At 28.4% G+C, this 21209-nt stretch carries 19 protein-coding genes; 12 read left to right on the plus strand and 7 right to left on the minus strand.

Translation table 4 applies throughout. The features are described from left to right. Positions 1 to 1186 (plus strand): hypothetical protein (locus ACWXVK_RS02215; RefSeq protein WP_456017113.1); only part of this gene is annotated, 1186 nt, incomplete at its 5' end. A 432-nt stretch (positions 1187 to 1618) separates the two neighbouring features. Here the strand turns inward: ACWXVK_RS02215 and ACWXVK_RS02220 are convergent. Continuing rightward, entirely contained in the window at positions 1619 to 1744 is a 126-nt protein-coding gene (locus ACWXVK_RS02220; protein ID WP_456012073.1) for a hypothetical protein, read from the minus strand. On the opposite strand from ACWXVK_RS02220, the gene ACWXVK_RS02225 reads away from it, so the two are divergent. From ACWXVK_RS02225 to ACWXVK_RS02245, 5 genes are all read left to right on the plus strand, one after another. Beyond that, positions 1683 to 1898, plus strand: a complete 216-nt coding sequence (locus ACWXVK_RS02225) for a transposase (protein ID WP_438340915.1) — start codon at positions 1683 to 1685, stop codon at positions 1896 to 1898. The genes ACWXVK_RS02220 and ACWXVK_RS02225 overlap by 62 nt on opposite strands. Before the next feature lie 402 nt (positions 1899 to 2300). Further along, complete coding sequence (locus ACWXVK_RS02230) at positions 2301 to 3296, plus strand: coiled-coil domain-containing protein (RefSeq protein WP_456017115.1); 996 nt, start codon at positions 2301 to 2303, stop codon at positions 3294 to 3296. A 242-nt stretch (positions 3297 to 3538) separates the two neighbouring features. After that, the gene (locus tag ACWXVK_RS02235) at positions 3539 to 4690 is read left to right on the plus strand and encodes a hypothetical protein (RefSeq protein ID WP_456017116.1); all 1152 of its coding nucleotides are present in this window, start codon (positions 3539 to 3541) and stop codon (positions 4688 to 4690) included. A gap of 64 nt (positions 4691 to 4754) precedes the next feature. After that, entirely contained in the window at positions 4755 to 6005 is a 1251-nt protein-coding gene (locus ACWXVK_RS02240; RefSeq protein ID WP_456017117.1) for an IdeS/Mac family cysteine endopeptidase, read from the plus strand. A gap of 190 nt (positions 6006 to 6195) precedes the next feature. Further along, entirely contained in the window at positions 6196 to 7668 is a 1473-nt protein-coding gene (locus ACWXVK_RS02245) for an IdeS/Mac family cysteine endopeptidase (protein ID WP_456017118.1), read from the plus strand. A gap of 144 nt (positions 7669 to 7812) precedes the next feature. Here the strand turns inward: ACWXVK_RS02245 and ACWXVK_RS02250 are convergent, their stop codons facing one another. The 5 genes from ACWXVK_RS02250 to ACWXVK_RS02270 all read right to left on the minus strand — a co-directional run bounded on the left by ACWXVK_RS02250 (position 7813) and on the right by ACWXVK_RS02270 (position 14267). Continuing rightward, positions 7813 to 9189, minus strand: coding sequence for a M17 family metallopeptidase (locus ACWXVK_RS02250; protein WP_456017119.1), 1377 nt, complete (start codon positions 9187 to 9189; stop codon positions 7813 to 7815). A 17-nt stretch (positions 9190 to 9206) separates the two neighbouring features. Further along, a complete protein-coding gene (locus tag ACWXVK_RS02255; protein ID WP_456017121.1) occupies positions 9207 to 10586 on the minus strand; it encodes a M17 family metallopeptidase in 1380 nt (459 codons plus the stop codon). A 77-nt stretch (positions 10587 to 10663) separates the two neighbouring features. Then, positions 10664 to 11332, minus strand: coding sequence for a uracil-DNA glycosylase (locus ACWXVK_RS02260; RefSeq protein ID WP_444704958.1), 669 nt, complete (start codon positions 11330 to 11332; stop codon positions 10664 to 10666). Continuing rightward, a complete protein-coding gene (locus ACWXVK_RS02265; RefSeq protein WP_456017123.1) occupies positions 11298 to 12152 on the minus strand; it encodes a methionyl-tRNA formyltransferase in 855 nt (284 codons plus the stop codon). Before ACWXVK_RS02265 ends, ACWXVK_RS02260 begins: the two co-directional genes overlap by 35 nt. A gap of 54 nt (positions 12153 to 12206) precedes the next feature. Beyond that, positions 12207 to 14267, minus strand: coding sequence for an MYPU_1760 family metalloprotease (locus tag ACWXVK_RS02270; protein ID WP_444704960.1), 2061 nt, complete (start codon positions 14265 to 14267; stop codon positions 12207 to 12209). Between the two features lie 96 nt (positions 14268 to 14363). On the opposite strand from ACWXVK_RS02270, the gene rsmD reads away from it, so the two are divergent. The 6 genes from rsmD (at position 14364) to ACWXVK_RS02300 (ending at position 18929) form a co-directional block, all read left to right on the plus strand. Further along, the gene (gene rsmD / locus ACWXVK_RS02275; RefSeq protein WP_438340562.1) at positions 14364 to 14912 is read left to right on the plus strand and encodes a 16S rRNA (guanine(966)-N(2))-methyltransferase RsmD; all 549 of its coding nucleotides are present in this window, start codon (positions 14364 to 14366) and stop codon (positions 14910 to 14912) included. An 88-nt stretch (positions 14913 to 15000) separates the two neighbouring features. Beyond that, on the plus strand, positions 15001 to 15624 hold the full coding sequence (gene gmk, locus ACWXVK_RS02280) for a guanylate kinase (RefSeq protein ID WP_438340563.1): 624 nt from the start codon (positions 15001 to 15003) through the stop codon (positions 15622 to 15624). Between the two features lie 13 nt (positions 15625 to 15637). Next, positions 15638 to 16390, plus strand: coding sequence for a PP2C family protein-serine/threonine phosphatase (locus ACWXVK_RS02285; protein WP_456001683.1), 753 nt, complete (start codon positions 15638 to 15640; stop codon positions 16388 to 16390). Between the two features lie 2 nt (positions 16391 to 16392). Continuing rightward, positions 16393 to 17397 (plus strand): protein kinase domain-containing protein, encoded by a 1005-nt coding sequence (locus ACWXVK_RS02290; RefSeq protein WP_438340565.1) that lies wholly within the window; start codon positions 16393 to 16395, stop codon positions 17395 to 17397. Between the two features lie 15 nt (positions 17398 to 17412). Further along, positions 17413 to 18261 carry a ribosome small subunit-dependent GTPase A gene (rsgA, locus tag ACWXVK_RS02295; protein ID WP_456017124.1) on the plus strand — a complete coding sequence of 283 codons (849 nt, stop codon included), beginning with the start codon at positions 17413 to 17415 and terminating at the stop codon, positions 18259 to 18261. Between the two features lie 11 nt (positions 18262 to 18272). Beyond that, a complete protein-coding gene (locus tag ACWXVK_RS02300; RefSeq protein WP_456017126.1) occupies positions 18273 to 18929 on the plus strand; it encodes a ribulose-phosphate 3-epimerase in 657 nt (218 codons plus the stop codon). A gap of 326 nt (positions 18930 to 19255) precedes the next feature. On the opposite strand, the gene ACWXVK_RS02305 is transcribed toward ACWXVK_RS02300, so the two are convergent. Beyond that, positions 19256 to 21199 (minus strand): S41 family peptidase, encoded by a 1944-nt coding sequence (locus ACWXVK_RS02305; protein WP_456017127.1) that lies wholly within the window; start codon positions 21197 to 21199, stop codon positions 19256 to 19258. Positions 21200 to 21209 lie beyond the last annotated feature (10 nt).

The raw sequence follows: 21209 nt of genomic DNA on the forward strand, positions 1-21209 counted from the left end.
TCTATATCAAAAATACGACCCCTCAAAAGAGGAAGAAGGAATTAGATTTTCTTTTTCATTAGAAGAAGAAAATAAAAATCCATTAAATACTGATAAGATTATTTTTAATAAAGACATCATTATCGATGGTAAAAAACAAAAGCAAAAACAACAAGAATATTTAAAACAATTATCCAAAATCATTGTTTCTGATTTAAAAAATAACACACAAGCCTCTTTAAATGGTAGTAATAACAGTATAACATTATCTTTATTTGAAAAAGAACAACAAAAAGAAATTTTAAATACCTTTGAAGAACATATTAAAAATAAATGAAATGATATAACAAAATCTTTTGTTTATGATGAAACATTATTTACTTCTAACGATCTTAGTGTTGAAAGTTTTAAAAACAGCATAAGTGAATATTACAAAGCAGCTGATCCTGCAAAGAGAACTATTAAACAACTATTGCAAGACAAAGCAGATGTTGATAGATATTTCAATATGCTAAAACCTTTGTTGGGCGGGTATGTAGATTTAAAAGAATTTGGAGATAAATTTGTATTATTCGGTTCAAATTCAAGAATTATTACTAAGGAAGATATTAAAAAGAAAAATAACGCTATCAAAACTGGAGATTTTGAAAAATTAAAAACATATCGTAAAGAATCAATTAAAAAATTAGAAGAAAAAATCATATATAAAAATTGATTAGAAAATTTAAATGATAGTTTCTATGTCCTTCAAACAAATAAGGATATTCATCGTATGCAAAATTACAATATCGCTTTAACTCAATTGTTTTATGCACTTGATGAATTAAAAATAGGACAAGCACAAAACCTTTTGATGCATAATACTTCAAAACTTGATTCTTCTAAATATACAAAATCGCAAGTTATAGACGCAATAAATTCTCAAGGTAGAAAAAATAAGGAATTATTTGAAAAACTTAATGAGGCATTTTATGCTACATATAAAACTGATAAAGTAAATGTACTAACTCGATTATTTGAAAGAAATAATAAAAAAGAAAGATTTTACAAAACAGAACTATATTTTGTTGAATATTTAGTCGTTGTAGAAAGTGGAAATATTAAGACATTAAGAAGATTTTATTTTGATAATAAAGAAAAAGACGGGTTTGAAATAACAATTGACAATAGGGCTGGACAAACTCTTTACCTTGGTTGAAAAAACTAAAGAAAAAAAATTGATTCTTTTTTGGCGGTTTTTATTCCTTTGTTGCAAATATAGAGCAATAGCTAAAAATATTCAAAGAATATAAAAACCCTAAATTAAAAATTAGGTACCATAGATAATTTTGTTTAAAAATCTCCCAATGGCAAATATTTAAATTTAAAATATTTACACAGGAGATTTTTTAATATGCCAAAAAAGATATTAAAATGCTAAGCTCAAGAGAATTACATGATTAAATATAAACCAACAACCAAAGAAGATGTTTATGAAATTATTAAGAAAAATATAAAAGATCTTATAGAAATTATGATGCAAGAAAAAAATAAAAAACTTTCTTGCATGAGATAAATATGAACACGAAAGAGCTATAAAAGACAACTATTGAAATGGTAGTTATTCCAAAATGTAAGATCTAATTTCGGAGAAATTGAACTAAATTCCAAGAGATAGAAATTCAAGATTTGTATCGAAAGTAGTTTCTAAATTTCAATACGATATTTCCAAAATTGAAAGCCAAATTATTAGCTTATATTCAAGAGGTGTATTAACTAGGGACATATCAGATACATTAAAAGATATGTATGCTATAGATGTTGATCCAAGTTTTGTAAGTAGAGTAACTAATAAGATAATTCCACACATAACAGAGTGAAGAAATAGACCTTTAGAAAAAAACTTATGCCATAGTTTTTATTGATGAAATAAGATTTAAAGTTAAAGAAGAAAATAAACTTGTTGAAAAGTCAGTTTACATATTAATAAAAATAGTTTATTTTGCAATTCAAAATCAGTTGGAAAAATGAAATAAAGTTGTTCCTAATTGTGGGCTTGTTTTGTATAATAAATTTTGATTTGTGTAATTGCTATTCTCAAATTACTTATAAAAAAATAAGCCAGAAATTAATTTACACAAAATTTTCTACAGTTCCGATTTTAGAGTCATCTTATTTTTTATATTGATGGCTTAAACCAGCAGACTCAATTGATAAAGCAAAGAATAACTTTTATTTATAAAAACAGAGGTTTTTGATATTTTGTTGATAAATTTCACAAAAAAAAAAAAAAAAACTATGGTGTAATTTAGTAAATTGATAAACATTTTAAGGGGAAATTTATGAAAAAATCTAACAAAATTTTATTAACATTAGCAAGTATATCAATACCTTTTGTAACGGCTGCAGCTGTTATTTCATGCAGTTCAAATAATGATAATAAACCTAGTAATCCTAAAATAGATGATCAAAAGAAACCAGAAGATCCTAAAAAGAAAGAAGAACAAGAAAAGAAACCAGAAGATCCTAAGAAGAAAGAAGAAGGCAAAGAACAAGAAAAGAAACCAGAAATTGATGGTAAAAATAAACCTGGCGATGACAATAAAAAAGATGATCAAAATAAGGAAAATGGCTCAGATGAAAAAGATGATATAACACCAAAAATTAGTCCAGAAGCACAAAAAATACAAAATGAAATTAAGGTTAAAGAAGATGAAATCGATAAAAAAATCGTTGAACTTAAAGCCATTTCCAAATCAGAACTGAATGATTTAGAAGCAACTATTGAAGATGCAGAAGAACAAATTAAGTATTTAAATGAAGAGAAAACCTCTGATATGAGCAATGTAGAAACTTATGATAAACTTATAAAAGATTTTATGGATATAAAATCAGAGGCTAAGAAAAGACAAGAAGAAGTTAAAAAACTACTAGTTTATAATTCTAATGATCAAGAATTCTCTAACTTGATAAAAGATTTGGAACAAGAAAAAGTAGATGCTGATTTAGAAATTAATGATCTAAAAGAGCTTTTAAAAGATGATAGTGTGGACAAGAAAAGCGTTAATGATTTAGTCAAAATCTTTGAAGATAATAAAAAAGAAATTGATAAAAAAATTGATTTGTATAAAAATCTATCAATTGCCAATTCAATTATAGTAGATATAGACAATCAAATAGAACAACTAATGAAAAAAATGGATGACATGCCTGATAAAGAAGAATTAAAAAATGAATTAACAAAGAAGAGAAATTTGCTATTTGAATTAAGAAAGGAAATTAAAGAATTAATTGATAAAATTTCTCAAGAACAATTACAACTTGAAAAATACTTATAATGATTAGTAAAATTAATAAGATGATTTAATAATCATCTTATTTTATTATTTATATTTTTTTAATATTACTAAGATCTAATAAAAATAGAGTTTTACATTTTAGAAATAAATGAATAGAAAATTAAATTTTAATATTTTTAAATAAATAATAATTTTAATAAAGTAGATACACTTTGCAAAAAAAAAAAAAAAACTATGGTATATATTATATTGAAAAGCACATTAATTAAGAAGGGGAAAATATGAAAAGATCTAGTAGAATTTTGTTGTCACTAGCTAGTTTGTCTGTTCCATTTTTCACAACAATAGTTGTAATGTCGTGCAGTAAAGGCATGACTAATAAGCTAGAAAAAATGACTGATAAAAAAGACAAGCAAATTAGCGATGCGAAAGGTTTAGAAAAAAATACCGATAGCCCAAAACCCGAAACTCCTGAGGGAACAATGCCAAATATCGAGGGTAATAATTCAAGTGAAAATAGTCCCGAAACAAGCCCTGAAATAAAAAAACCAGATATACATGAAGATGAATCTAAAACGGATGAAAATGATGGTGATGATCCTAGTGATAAGGATTTTGATCCTAATAATCCCGATGCCAGCGATAGCGAAGAATCAGATGATTCTGGATCTAATCAAGATAATTCACAAGGCAATGATAATGAAGGCAATAATGAATCCAATAATGCAAATAAGGATGATGCAAAAGACATGATTAAGCCTAATCCTGAAGTAGAAAAATTAGAAAAGGAAATTAATGAAAATGAAAAAATAATTGATCAAAAGAGCCAAGAACTAAAAAATGTTATTAATCAGGAATTAGATGAATTAAATAACGAAATTAGTGAAGCGAATGAACAAATTAAAAATCTTAATGAAGAAAAAGAATTCGATAAGGAAAATGAATCTGTTTTTCAAGAGTTGATAAAAGAATTTGAGGAAATAAAAAAGAATGATGAACAAAGAAAATCAGAAGTTATTAAACTTTTAACTTATAATCCAAATTATTCTGAATCTAGTCAGGAAATAATGGAACTTGAAGATGAAAAAGAAAATATAGATACACAAATCATGCAACTTATGGAATTAAAGAAAGAGGAGCAAAATAATTCCTTTGATATTGATAATTTAATTAAGACATTTGAAGAATATAAGAAACAAATAGATAAAAGAATAGCGCTTTTTAAGGATTTATCGCTTGCTATTTCTGTTATAATGAATATTGATGACCAATTAGAACAAATAATGAAAAAAAACAGTCAAAATAGCGAAGATATGGAGCTAAGTTTAGAATTAAATAATAGAAAAACTAAACTTACTACTTTAAGAGAACAAATAAAAGATTTACTTGCCAATATTTTTCAACAAGAAGAACAATTATCTTTAATTCAGTAAATAGCACTAATGGTAAAAATATAGTTCATAAGAAAATCATCATTTTCAAGGAGGTTTTTCCAAATTGAAGCATAAAAAATCAACATTATTTACTTTTGAGATTATATCAGTAATTTCTATACCAGCAATTGTTTTGTCATGTCAAAAAATAGATGACATAAAACCAAAACCTCAACCTGAACCAGAACCAGTACCAAAACCTACTCCTGTCCCACCTGATCTAAAGCCAGCTCCGCCTCATAAACCACGAAAAACATTGGGTAATGATAGGACACAGCAAATCAAAGGAACAGAACTGGGCAAATTTTTACACAACGAGGGGGTTGTGGAATCTCTGTTTTTAAAGGATGTAAGTCCTAACTTTGCAAGATTTATTCACTATGTTAATCAAAAAGATGGTGTTGATAGCTGATGGTATGCTCATAATGATAATGAAGAAGGATGATTTGATATCAATAAGGAATTTACACGTGGCGATAACTTTTTATGTGGTGCTATTGTAGTGGTTAATGCTTTACATTATTGAATTAAACAAAATAGGCAATATTTAGATAAATATTTACTAGATCCTAGAAAGGGAGTAATTTCATTTAAAAACTCATTGCAGGATATTACAATTGATTTTCGCAACTTGAATACCTTTGTTAATCATATGGGAAATGATGGAATTCGAACTACAAGAGAAAATAGCGTACTTTTTGAATGGATTAAAAAAGATTATGGTGGTAATGTTGATAAAAGAACTGGGAAGGGCTTTGTTACACCATTTAAATTATTTGATGAATTAATAAATGGTTATCCGTACTTTCGCATTGGACCGAAATCGCAACAGTTAAATAATCCAAATAACTGGAGTCTTAAAGCTAACTGAAAAGGATTTTTTAAAGATGTGTTTGAAAGTAATATTTTATCAAATAGATGGTCATTTAGAAATGCACATAGTGCAAAGAATCTAAGCAAAAGATTAAGAAATGAAATAATATCAAATAAGGCACTTGCTATCTCTCATACCTATGGTTCAGTTGTTGTTAATCATATTGTTAATGTTTGGGGAGCTGATTTTGATAAAGACGGGATAGTTAAGGCCCTTTATGTAACTGACTCAGATGATCAGGAAGCCTTCTTTGAACAAGACGGAATTAAAAAACGTCTTGGTATTAAGAGATACAAGGTGAATTTTGATACTCAAAAAGGGAAAGTTTTTATCGGTGCTAAAAAAGAAAATATAGCTGAGGCATTAGATATTTACACTTTTAGTTTAGGAACCACATATTGAGAGCAATACTTTAAGAATTTATCTAAAAATAAGCAATAAAAATTTGGGTTATTAATAAAAACCCGAATTTTTTTCTATGCTTCAAAATGCTTTTTGAGTAAATTTTTTTCAAAAGATGCAAAAAAAAAAAAAAACTATGGTATAAATTATATTGAATAGGGCAACAAACATCAGCTAGTTTATTATGTTTTTTGCTTTGTTAAACTAATTTTAAATGAGGTATTCAATATTGAGCAAAAGGAAGTTATTTTTATTAACTTTAGGCATTATTCCGACTTTATCTATGTCGTCTTTTGTTTTATCATGTCAAAATAGAAATGTTATGGAGCCATCCCCTAAACCAGATTCTGAACAACCACATAATAATACACATATGCATAATCCTAATGAAAATAATGTTGAGGAAAGAATCAATGATTCAAAACCTTTAACTCCTCCGCATAAAAAGAAAAAAGAAGAAAAAAATCCGCAAATTATCCCGGATCCAACTATTAAAAATAAAGGCAACAATACTAATGTTATTCCGCAAATTAAATTAGGTCCCTCTATAAAAAAGAATAAAGAAAATAATATAATTCCACAAATACCGCTCGGACCATCAATTGATAATAAAGCAGATGAGCCAAAGAAAATTCCGCAGTTAGAATTAATTCCTGCCCCAAAGTCAGAAGTCCCAAATTTACCAAAAATTCCTTCACCAAACGATAAAACACAACAACTATTGAATACTCCGTTAGGTGATTTTCTAAAAAGTGAAGGTGTAGTTGAAACTTTATTTTTAAATGGTGTAAATCCTAATTTTAGTAAATTTTTCCATCATATTAACGCAAGCGACGATATCGATAGCTGATGATATGCTCATAATGATAATGAAGAAGGATGATTTGATATCAATAAAGATTTTGACCGTGGTGATAATTTACTTTGTGCTGCAGTAGTTGCAGCAAATGCTATTCACTATTGAAGCACACAAAACAAGGACTATATTAATAAGTATTTAAATGATCCACAAAAAGGAATAATAGGAAAAAATAATGAAATAGATTTTCGCGAAATTAATAAGTTTCTTGAGGCTAATAATGATAATATAAAAACAAAAACAGAACATAGTCAATTATTTGAAATTTTTAAGAAACTTTATGTCGGGCGCACTGTTTGGCCAGATAAAATTTTTGATACTTATATAAATGGTTATGGTTATTCTAATAGGCAACAACGCAACCAAGAAATTAATTATGAAAAAGGTAAATCTGGATTTCTCGGGTTCTTTAAGGACGTTTTTGGTAAACACTTATTAACGGACCGTTGACATTTTGGTTATGGTGCCTACGCAAAACCACTCTCAGATAGACTTAGACGAGAAATTGAAGCTAATAAGGCTATTGGTATATCTCATACATATGGTAGCGTTTCAATTAATCACATTATAAATGTTTGAGGAGCTGATTTTGATAAAGATGGGATAATAAAGGCTCTTTATGTAACTGATTCAGACGATCCGAGATTTGCATTTGAACAGGAAGGTGTTAGAAAACGTCTTGGTATTAAAAGATATAGAGTTGATTTTAGCGCTGCCGATGGAAAGGTATATATTGGAGCAAGAAAAGAAAATATAACGCAAGCACTAGATATATATAGTTTTGGGTTAGGCGTTAACTATTGGGAAGATTATTTTAATAATCAATCTAAAAATAAGTCATAAAAAATTCAGATTAAAAGATCTGAATTTTTTTATTATTTTGGTATCGTAGATAATTTTGTGTAATTACTATTCTCAAATCACTTACTAAAAAGTAAGCCAGAGATTAATTTACACAAAATTTTTTTTATAATACCCTTATTTATGTTATTTTGATACTAGTTCCGATATTGTTTTAACCATTGCAAACATTGGTTTTTCATTAATATCACATGTCCCGGCTATATCAAAGTGTATATATTCTATATCGTTGGTAAATTCTTTTAAAAACATCGCAGCTGAAGAAGAACCAGCATTTCCGGTAAAATCTGTATTTTTTAGATCCGCAACAATTGAACCTTTAATATATTCAGCATATTCATCATCAAGTGGCATTCTTCACACTAATTCATGTTGAATTTTTGCGGCATTTTTTGTATCTTCTCAACCCTTTTTAGTTGTTGATCATACCCCGGTGTATGTGTCACCTAAAGCCATAATCATTGCTCCAGTTAAGGTCGCAACATCAATTAATCTTGTAGCTTTTAGTTTTGTTGCACCATAGTATAAACCATCAGCCATAACTAAACGACCTTCGGCATCAGTATTATTTACCTCAACAGTCTTTCCACTCATTGAAGTTCAAACTGAATCAGGAAGTGAGGCGTCACCATTAACTCTATTATCGGTAATGCACATGATAGCTGCTACATTAGTTTTTGGTTTAGTTTGAGCAATTATTTTCATAACGGCAGCTACAGCAGCAGATCCACCCATATCATATTTCATTCCATTCATATGGCGACCGGTTTTAATATTGTAACCACCCGAGTCGAATGTAATACCTTTACCAACCAAAACGGTTTTTTCTTTTGATAATTCGTTACCATTATATTCTATAATAACAACACGTGGCTCGTAAATTGAACCTCTATTAACTGATAGTAGCAGACCCATATTTAGATTTTCAATTTGTTTTTTGTTTAAAACTGTTATCTTTAGATTTTGATATTGGCTTAGTTCCTCTTGTGCAATTATTGCTAGTTGTTCAGAGTTTAGCTCATTAGGAGGCGTAACGCCTAAATTTCTTGCTCAATTTAGTGCTTCAGATAGAATCACCGCCTTGTTAAAGTGGGCTATTAAATCGCTTGTAGGATTTTGTAAATATAGTGAAAGATTGTTATGATTTTCTTTTTTATAGATGGTTTTTTTATTATAAAGTTTGGCTGCTGAAAAATTTATTCCTTTTGTAAATGCATCAACAGTGTCATAGATACATATTTTGTTATCAACAGGAAATGTAGCGACATCGATTTGATAATTTCTTGCAGCATTTGTAGCTAATGATTTAGCAAAATCAAAAATATTATTATAATTAATTTTTTCTCTTTCTCCCATGTAAACATAAGCAACATTTTCGCTAAGAAATTCTGTAATTGTAAAATCCTTTTCGACAAGATTTTTTGGTAATTTATCACCCTTAAAGACTGCTTTTAACAATAGAAAATCATTACGTTTTTCATCAATTTTTTTAATTAGTTCCATAGTTTTAAATTACCTTTCTATTTTTGCTTTTCAGCTAGTTCAACTAATGTTGAAACTAGGATCCCCAAGCCCATATTTTTTGCATCAGCAGTTCCGGCAACATCACAGTGAATAAAATCAACTTTGTTTGCAAATTCATTCAAAAACATCGCAGCAGAATTGGAATCAGCCTTTGATGAATTATTGTAATTATTTAAATCAGCAATTAGTGATGACTTATTGGTTTTATGAAATTCTTCATGCATTGGAAGCCTTCAAACTTTTTCATGAGCTATCTCTGCTGCTTCCTCAAATTCTTCTCATCTTTTGTCACATGAAGAATAAATACCTGAGTATGTTTTTCCTAGTGCCCTTAACATTGCACCAGTTAGAGTTGCTACATCAACAATCAAAGAAGCATTTAGCTTTGTGGCACCATAGTAAATTCCGTCAGCTAAAACTAAGCGTCCTTCAGCATCTGTATCAGTAATTTCGACAGTCTTTCCACTCATTGATTTAATAACAGATTCAGGTAGAGTTCCATGGGTATCGATAGCATTATCTGTTAGCATCATGATTGCAGCTACATTTGCTTTTATTTTTAGCTGTGCAATTGATTTTAGTGCGTAGGCTACGATGGCAGAACCTGACATATCAAATTTCATCCCATCCATATGGTAACCCTTGGTGTTATATCCACCTGTATCAAAAGTTATACCTTTACCAACATAGACAAATTTTTCTTTGCTATTTGGATTTCCGTTGTATTCGGCAATAACAACTCTTGGCTCATATGAAGAACCAGCATTAACAGCTAACATTAGACCCATTCCTAGTTCTTCAATTTCAGCCTTATTTAATACTTTAATCGATAATCCTTCAACTCCATCAAAATCCTTTTTAACTTCATCGGCGATTCACTCACTTGTCGCTATGTTAGGTGGTGTGATTTGCAGATTACGTGTTTTTGAAACATTTTTGGAAATTATCGTTAATTTTTCAATATATTCAGCATAACTATTTTCTTCAAGAAAAAGTGTTAGTTTAATTTCGTTTTTTTCTTCTTCATTCTTATTTTCACATTTTTGTTTAGCAGAATATAATTTTGCTCCGTGAAATTCCATTCTTGTTATAAACGCTCTTAAAACTTCCTTAACAGTCAAAAAAGGAAGATTTGCAAATGATAAAACATCAATCTGATAACTTCTACGTTTTACATTGATAATATGATCAACCACTTTTATAAAACCGTAGTAATCCTTAATGTCTTTTGAAACATAAATATAAGCAATATTTTTATCAAAGTTTTCGCTAATAAACAAATGAGTTTTTGCTACGCAAGAACAAAATTCTTGTCCCTCATAAGCAACTTTTAATAACATATTTTCATTACGTTTTGTTTCGCAATTCGATATCATAAAGTCTCCTTATTAATAAAAAAATACTATTTACATAATAGTATTCTTAAATTATAATCATTTTTAGTTTAAATATATTATTTTGTACTTCAATCAATTTCATTCTTTCCTAGCGATATAAGTTTTTCATTTATTCTTTTAAATATATTACTATTAAAGAAACCCCGCCAACAAGATAGGGGCGAAGGATGTGCCGTTTTAAATATATATTCTTCCTTAATATTTAGAGTTTTAATAAAGTTTTGAGCATCGATTCCCATGGCTAGAAATAAAATCCCATCATAATATGAAAGAATTTCTCTTATAAGATTTAAGTTAAATATTTCTCAACCTTGATTTTTGTGAGCTTGTGTTTTGTTTTTGAGTGTTGTTAATATTGTATTTAATAATAAGACGCCTTGATTTTTTCAATTTGTAAGATCATTGCTATTAAACTTAATTTGAGGATAGGAATTTTTGATTTCTTTAAAAATATTTTTCAAGGACGCAGGCGTTATTTTATTTTTTGAAGAAAAACAAAGCCCGTCGGCATTATCATTTGTAGGATAAGGGTCCTGTCCTAAAATAATGAGTTTTATATTACTAAAATCAAAATTTGTAAAAGCGTTAAAAACATTATTTTTTGATGGTACTAGATCTTCATTTTTTAATATAATTTCAATCTTTTTTCAATATTCTTGTTCTTTTTGCTTAGCAAGAAAATTTTCAAAATTAAAATTCATGTTTAACTTTTTTCTTGCCTTCATATTGGTATTCAATTAGATATAAATAACCATCTGAAAACTTTATTTTTATTGGTGTTTGGATTTTGTTTTTTGTCGCGCGATAAATTTTTAACCTTTTATTATTAATAATTATGAAAGCGCCTGGCTGATCATTGAATGCCCTTATTTTATTTAGTGCTTCTTGGCAGGTTAATGTTTCAAAAATTTCAGCTTCCTCATTTTGAATTTTAGGAGCAAATGTTACTAGATTTTCATCTTGAATTTTTCTTGTGAAATCATTATTGTAAATTTGTTGCAACCAATTGCCAATTATTTTTGAAGTTTCTAAGCCTAATCTATCAAATAGTTCAATAGCGCTGTCTTGTTCTGATATTTCAATTTCTAATGTTTTTAAGATATCACCCGCATCCATTTTATCAATCATTTCAATCAAAGAGATTCCGGCCTTATTATCATTGTTTAAAAGTGTATATTGTATCGGCGAAGCTCCACGGTATTTCTCCAATAAACTGCCATGAACATTTAAGGGCAGTTTATTTGGTAATTTTAAAATGCTGTTTGGAATAAATTGCCCGAATGATGCTGTGATAAAAAAGTCAAAGTCAATTGCTTTTAGTTCTTCATAGATATCTTTGATTTTTTCTGGTTGGTAGAGTTTAATATTGAATTCATTAGCAAGTTGCGCAATTGGGGTTTGTAACACATTTTTGTTTCTATCGAATTTTTTGTTTGGTTGGCTAATTAGACAAGAGACTTCAAAACGTTCATCTTTTATTAATGACTTAAATATTGTTTTTGAAAATTCGGCGGTTCCAGCTAAAACTAATCTAATTTTTTTCATAAAAAAAATTATACTTGATATCCTAAATAAAAATAAAAGCTAACAAAAGTTAGCTTAATAGTTTTTAATTGTATAGTAATATTTTTTTGTTTCATTGTTTTGGTTGATGCTAAAAAGTTCATATTGTAAATTGTTTATAAAATTTGATCTGTTATTTCGATATGTTGTGGTGCGGCGCTTGTTATTTTTAAATCTAGCATAGAATTTTTTGCCGCTATTATTTCATACATTATCATTTAATAATGAAATAATTTCCTTATTATCCTTTTTATTCAGGTCATATGTGCCGTTGTTATCAAGGTCAACTCATAATTTAACATCAAACTTCTTATTTTTAAATTTCTTATTAAGAATATTCCTATCTATATTTTTAGCAAAATATGAAACATATTGATATTTGTCTTTAAATAACTTTGGATATACTCATGATTCATCATAGTAATCTTTTTGTTTGTTATCTTTGATATCAAAATAGTATATAGAATTTCAGACCTTTTTCGTTGTAAGATTATAATTTTGCAATTTATAATCAATTTCCAGAGTATTATTGTTATCATTTAGGTCTACAAAAATTAGTTTAGATTTGATACGATTATTTTTCTTTTGTTCAATAATTTTTTGTGGTAATTCAAAATACCCACCTAGATTAATATTCTTTGAATCGTTATTTTGAATATTATAATTTGCAAAACTTATAAGTTCTCCTCAGCCCATTAGGTCAACATAAGCTTTGAACAAACCTTTATGGTGCGAGTTACCAACATTTGCAAATGGACGCTCATATTCATTTGTTCTAATATTATAAATACTTGAACGGAAGTTTTCTAGTTGGTCTTTAAAAACTCAATTGGATGCAAATGTAGCTAATTCATTTGAATTTGAAAAATTGCCTTTTCTCAAGATAGCGATATTTTTTAGGATATCATCACCAGCAGCATTAAAAATTAATTCACCAGTTCGATTGTTTTTTCGAAAATAAAAATAGTTTTCAAATTGGCTTCGATTAGAGTTATAAAACCAAGCATTTGGCCCTAGCGAAAGCTTAATTATTTCTCTTGGTACAAGCTCAGTAAATGAGAAAAGATATCTTATTGATTGCAAATTAGTTGGTTCAATAAAAGAAACATTTTGATATTTATTATTATTGAAATAAAACCTTCTAGAATCAAGAGGTTCATATTTTTTAGCCTCAAGAGGTGTTATTTTAACGTTTGCTATCCTAAAAAGTTCATTGGCACTATAAAACTTGTAAACTGGTAATTGGTCTTGGTCATGCAGAAAATCTTGACTATTTCTTAACAAAAGTTTATTATCTCTTGTGTTATCATAGTTTAAATTTTTACGAAATTCATTCAAAAATTTAGCATTATTTGTTTCTATATGATAATAGTTGTGATCACCCTCATATTCAATAAGATCACTATTTGCAAGTTCATCACCCCTTTTTATTGATTTATTATACATATTATCAATATGATGAGTGTATTCATGCATTAGAGTACCAAAAATAATTTCAATTCTTTTTTCTACTGGTTGATTCAAAAGTTTTAGATTGTTTTCAACTATTTTATTTACAAAGATGTACATTTCGCGATTTGCAGGAAAATAAGCCCCGTTAGTTCGATCTTCTTGCAATTCATCATTTGGCACATTTATATTGATTCTTTTAATTGCGTTTATTTCTGGACCATAAAGTGCTCTTTGTTTAAACATTTTATTTAGTAAAAGCATTCCTTCTTTTCCTAGATAATAGACAGGTTCTCCGTTTGGTGTTCTAGCAATTGGTTTTTCGACAAAACTTAAATTTCCCACTTTAAAATTTGGATTAAGTTCTCTTGATGAATTACTTGTTTTTCTATTAAAAATAAGGGCATCATCGCTTGTTCTTATTTCAAAAGGAATATTATCTTCGTTTAATGATGTTTTGCTTAAATCATTTTCTGAATTTCGCAACGGAACAATCCCCTCATCAATAGCGCCACCATCTAATTTCTCAAAAACTGCTTTATAACCAAAATAACCAGCCGTGGCAATAAAACCTGCTGATATAGCAAAAATTGATAAACCTAGTAGAAATTTTTTTCCACTAGGTTTTTTCTTTTTTTCTTCTAACATAAGCCTCCAGTTTTTGAATATTATATTTTTTTAAGGCATTTAATAAATCAATATTAAATATTTTACTCTTATTTTAAAGTTATTATAATTATTAGTATGTTAAGAATTATAGCCGGAAAATACCGTTCAAGATTATTAAAACAACCTTCTTCTAAAACAACAAGGCCAACAACCGATAGAGCAAAAGAGGGCATTTTTTCTTCAATTCAATTTAATATTGAAGGTCGAGAGTTTCTAGATTTGTTTTCTGGATCTGGTTCATTTTGTCTTGAAGCCTTATCTCGTGGAGCAAAAAATGCCACATGTGTTGAAAAAGACTACGAAGCATATAAAATAATTATTGAGAATAAAAATAGTCTTAAAGAAAGCAATTTGTTAATTATTAATACTGATGCATTATCTTTTTTGTCCAAAAATAAGGATAAAAAATATGACTTTGTTTATTTAGACCCACCCTTTAGGGAAAAAGAATTGCTTGTTAAATGCATTGATATATTAACTTTAAATAATATGATAAATTCTAATGGAAAGATTATTATTGAAACTGATTGGAATAATTTCACATATAAAAATAATCATTATGAGGTAGTAAAACAAAAGAAGTATGGAAAAATTTTTATTTACTTTATTGAAAACATAAAGTAAATATTTTTTATATAATTAATTATTAATATAATTAATATTCTAATAGTACTTTAAATATTCTAAAATAAAAAAAGATGAAGGAGAAAGCATGGAGAAAAAATTAATTATTTTTACCGGACCTTCTGGTGTTGGGAAGGGCACAATTGAAAAATATTTGTTTGATAATAAGGACTTAAAATTAAAATTATCGGTTTCAATTACTACCCGTGAGCCAAGAGAAGGCGAAGTTGATGGTATTCATTATTATTTTGTTCCAATTGATACATTTGAAACATTTATTAAGGAAGATAAGGTTTTAGAATATTCAAAGCATTTTGATAATTATTATGGAACACTAAATTCAGAAGTGGCAAATATTTGTGCCTCAGGAAAAATCCCATTTTTAGAAATCGAAACTAATGGTGCCTTGCAAATTATTAACAAGTATCGTAAAGAAGGTAGAGAAGGTGAAATATGTTCAATATTCTTAATGCCTCCATCATTAACAGAATTGGAAAGAAGAATTGAAAATAGAAATACTGAAACATATGACCTTATTTTAAAAAGATTAGATAAAGCAAGAGAAGAAATAATTCTTTCTTCGATTTTTCAACATGTTGTTATTAATAATTCAATTGAAGAAACCGCTAATAAAGTTAAGGAAATTATCAAGCAAAATTTTTCTCATATTATTGATGTAAAACAAAAAGCAGAACCTGGTAGAAAGGCTTAAAAAAAGTAGAAAAATGAAATATGTTATTAAAACTGATAAAGGAAAATATCGTAACGAGAACCAGGATTGTGCATCAATCAGTTTTTTAAATAATTGAACATTAGCTATATTATGCGATGGGATGGGGGGTCATTTTGGTGGTGCCTTGTGCTCACAAAAAACAGTGGAATTACTAGTTAGCTATTTTCAAGAAAGTTTTAACGATAATATTCAATTTAATGATAGAAAAAATATAAATAAATGATTTAATACCACACTAAGCTATATTAAAAAATCACTTAAAGATATAGTTAATAGTAAAAATATTGTAAATTATCAAGATATGGGTACAACTTTAACGGCTGCCCTAGTTTTTAATTTAAACAAACAAACTTATGTATTTAATATTGGCGATTCTCGTACATATGCATATAATGGCTTATTACATCAAATAACTATTGATCAAAACGTTTTACATGAACTTGCAGAAATCAAAAAAATAGATATGGATATTGTTAAATTATTACCTGATGCCAATAAGTTAGTTAGTTGTTTGGGACCTAATAAGAATATGAAATGTGATAGTTTTTTATTGAAGAGCAGTGAAGAAATTAAATATATTTTATTAACATCGGACGGAATACATGATTTTGTTGATAAACCAACAATTGAGCAAATCCTTTTAGATAAAAAACTTAACCTTGATAAAAAAGCTCAAAAATTAATTGATATTGCGAAGAAAAATCAATCAAGAGATAATTTAACAGCATTGATATTGGAGCTTTAATTATGTTGAAGAGATTGGATAGATACGAAAATGTAAATAAACACTTTGAGGACTTTGTCTTAATAGGAAAAGGGGGGTATGGTGAGGTTTATTCTGCTTGTTATAAGAAGACACAAAAGAGAATGGCAGTTAAAATACTCACTGTTCCAGATATAACAAAAAAACAAGTTAATCAAATCCGCTTTCAGAACGAGTGCAACGTTTTGAAAACAATTAAATCGCCGAATGTAATCAAAATGATTGGCTACTATGTAAGCGCAGACGAATCTTATTATGCAATGGAATTAATCAAAGGAACCAATCTCAAGGCATTAATTGCAAAACACAAAAAAATACCTGTTGATGAAGCAATAAGAATTGCGAGAGAGATATGCAGGGGATTGTATGATATCCATTCATCCAATGTTATCCACCGAGACTTAAAACCAAGCAATATAATTATTGAAAATGATACCAATAGAGTTAAATTAATTGATTTTGGGATATCAATTAACGAGGATAGTTTGCGAGTTACAGCTGATAATAAAACAGTTGGCTCAGTTCAATATTTAGCTCCTGAGATTCCCTTGAAAAGTCAACCGGCCTCAATTCAAAGTGATATCTATGCTTTTGGTATGATTTTGTATGAAATGCTTTCAGGACATCCTGTTTATCAAGGGATTGATGCCCAATCTATTTTGCTGCTTCAAATAAACGGTACAATACCACCTTTAGAAGGTGTTGGGAAAACTATTCCGCAAGCTGTTGAAAATATTATAATAAAATGTACAGCTAAAAATCCTCAAAATCGCTATTTAAATTGCTTAGACATAATTAGTGATCTAGATCATTGTTTAACACCGCAAGCAAGCATGGAAAAGCGGCTTGATCTTGAAAATCATGAACAAAAGAAAAAAAAGAAATCACACAAGGTGCTAAACATTGTTTTGATAACACTGGGTTCCTCAATAATTTTTGGATTATTAATTTATTTAATTGTATATTTAGTTGAATATTATAAAAAGTAGAAGTGAAGGTGTTAAATGGAAAAAGGGAAAATTATTAAGTCGTTAGCAGGTTTTTATGATGTTAAGTCGTTTGAAGATAAACAAATTTATAGAGTGAGAGGTTCAGGAAAACTTAGATTACTTGATATGAAACCTATCGTCGGCGATAATGTTGAATTTGAAAAAGAAGGATTGATTCATCATATTTTAGGACGAAGAAATTTCTTTATTAGGCCTAAAATTGCTAATGTTGACCAAGCGATTGTCGTTATGTCATTAGTTGAACCAGAATTTAGTTCTCAATTAGTTGATAAGTTCCTTATTATTATTGAAAGTAAGAATGTAGAACCAATAATTGTTTTAACCAAGAAAGATCTAACATCTGCTTCAAGGATAGATTTTTACAAGGAACAAGGTTATAAGGTATTTGAAATAAATTATGAAAACGAAGCTAGTTTTGAAGGCTTGCGAGAAATTTTTAAACATAAGACTAGTTTTTTTGTGGGCCAAACCGGTGTCGGAAAAACGACACTAATAAATTATTTAGCTAGCACAAATTTTGAAACACAAGCCATTTCAAAGGCGCTAAACCGTGGTAAACATACAACAAGAGAAGTAAGTTTAATTAACTTTAATGGCGGCGAGATTATTGATACTCCTGGGTTTTCATCTATTGAGTTTGATTTAACAATTGATGAAATGCCTGTTGCTTTTAATTCTTTTAGAGAAGCATCCCCTTTTTGCAAATTTAGAAGTTGTAGACACTACCATGAAAGAATTGAGGATTGTGAAGTTAAAAGACGCGTTCAGTGTGGAACTATTAAAGAAGAAAGATATGAAAATTATAAAAGCTTTATGAAGCGTATGTTAGAACCAATATATTAAGGTGGAAAAAAATGGATAATAGACAAATAAGCCCTTCGATATTAGATGTAAAAAGTGATCAACTAATTTCCTATGTTAATTCATTGATTAAATGAGGTGTTAGTAATGTTCATTACGATGTTATGGATACCCAATTTGTACCCAATACGGCCTTAACATATGAAGAAATTAAAAAAATATTTGATCAGTGTCCAAAGCATAATATGGATATTCACTTAATGGTTAAAGATGTTTTTTCTTATTATCATAAATTTAAGGAATTTGGAGCTATTTTAACATTTCATTATGAAGCTTTTGAAAATGAAATAGAGCTCAAAAAACTTATTAAATTAGCAAAAAAAGAAGACATAAAACTCGGCTTAGCCTTTAATCCCGATACAGATGTAAGCAAAGTTATACCATTTCTCAAGGATTTAGATTTAATATTAGCCATGAGTGTCTATCCTGGCAAGGGTGGCCAGAGTTTTATTGAATCTACTTATGCAAAGGTAAGACAACTTAGAAAATATATTGATCAAAAAAAATTGAAAATAATAATTGAAATTGATGGTGGTATTAAGGACTTTAATATTAAAAAATGTTTTGAGAGTGGCGTTGACTTAGCGGTTGTTGGTTCTTATTTAGTCAAAAATTTTTCAAAGGAAACAATTAAATTGTTATTGAGTTAATTGCTATTTTTAAATCACTTACTAAAAAAGCAAGCCAGAGATTAATTTACACAAAATTATCTACAGTTTCTGTTTATAATCAATCCAATTGCAAATAATTTTCGAAGAAGAGTAATAATAATTTAAAATAACCAAATAACATTCAGAAGATTAAACTCTCCGATTTAGTTATGTTATTTGGTTATTTTTGTCTAATAAATTTAGATTTGTGTGATTACTATTCTCAAATCTCTTACTCAAAAAGTAAGCAGGAAATAAATTTACACAAAATTTACTACATTATCATCAGCATCAATTGCTGATGTCTTTTAACAATGAAAGGATGATTATTGTTTATTTTCGTCTTGTTTTTGATTTTGAGCGCTTAACATTTTATCGATTTTATCGTAGTTATAGAAATCTTTATAATCTAATTTGATGTCTGGTTGAACACCACTTTCAATTTCTTTGTTATCTTTGCCAAATGTAGCATTATTTGGACCACTTATTGTAATAGTTGTTCCATCGCTTAGAGCTAGAGGCATAATGGCTGACATACCGCCACCAGTTTTTTGACCAATAATTTTAGCAATACCCATTTCTTTAACAATACTTGTCAATTGGTTAGCAGCACTAAATGTATTTATACCAACTAGGATGTTTCAATTGTATTGTGTATATGCATCCCCTTCGTATTTATCGTCACCATTAGTATCAACTAAGCCTTTACTTAAACTACCTACTCTATTTAAAATATCGAATTCACGATTTAGAACTGGCTTGTCAGTCATAAAACCTAGTGTTTTAACCATTGATCCAACGCTACCACCACCATTAATAGCAATGTTTAGAACAATGTTTTTTATATTTTCTTTTTTTTCAACTTGTTCCATTAAACGGCGCATTAAGTAATATGTATCATATTTTCAAGCATCTGGTGATTTGTTTTGATCTTTAGTTCCATCTTCAAAATGTAATAGGGTAACAAAAGCAGTATTACCAACAAATTTTACATAGTCTTCAGGTTGGAATTTTTCAATTTTCTTTTTGAAATATGCTTCAAAGCCTTTAACCAATTCTGCTCTTTGTTTATTGAAATCAATTCTATATTGACCATAGTCTTCTGGGTTAAGTTTTAGAGGGTCTAGATAATTAGTTGTTTCATAGTATGAGAATGAGTTCATTCTTGTATGTAATTCATTTAATTGCTTATGGAAAATACTGATGTATGCTTCATTTCATTTTTTAGGATCAGTCGATAGAAGTTTTTCTTTATCTTCTTTTTTGATATAGTCTGCAAAAGATTTAATTTGTTTATATTCTCTTAAGCCATAAAAGTAGTCCATTGTAAATGATAAATGGTTAAAGTTTGCTTCTCTTTCTTCCTTGGTTGGTTTGTTTCCATGGAGATTGTTCTCTTGTCTAATTCTTTTTCTTGCGTCTTCTCCAGTTTTACCAAATGAGTCAAGTCCAGCAAAAACATTAGTGAATGTTTTTCCGTTATAGTAGATATTATTGAATGTTCAGCTCATAAATAGAGTGTTAAACACTGAAAATGGCACTAGAACTTTACCATCTTTGTAAAGGATATCCATATGATATTTACCTAGATCGAAAGTAACGCCTTTATCACTTTCTGGAATTCTTTCATATTCATATTTAGTGAATTCTCCACCATCTGTTAATTCTTGTGGTCTTAATATTTCATAAAAGAAGTCCGTTGTAGTTACAAAAATTGTATTTTTATTTCAATCAATTACCAACTTGTTTGAAATAGTTCCATCAGGATTGCTTGTGTAATAAGTTTTTCTATTCTTTTGTTTATCAACATATGAACTAAATTGTTCTGGGCCAACCAAGCCAGTTAGAGCACTTAAAAATTGATCAATATCAACATAAGCTGTCTTTGATTTATCATCCTTAATTTCATAAACATTAACATCTGAATCGTTAACTGTATATTCGGGATTATAGTTTTTGAAACTGTGAGAGGTAGAACTAATGTTAACCTTGTCATCGTTTTGAGGCTTGATATTGTTTTCTCTTTCAATATCATTTATTATTTCGTTTTTCTCATTTAGTTGGTCTTTGATTTTGTTTAATTCATCGTTAGTATTATTTTTTTCTTTTTGTAATTCTTGAATTTTTTGTTCTTTTTCTTGAATTTCTTTATTTAATTTATCGATTTGTCCAGATTGACAGCTTGCAGTTAGTATAGCAATTGGTGCTAGACCAATAGCTGATAATGGAAGTAAGCTTGCTAAAAGTTTAGCTTTTCCTGATTTTTTCATATTTTTTCCT

Source organism: Mycoplasma sp. 3398 (assembly GCF_053851555.1).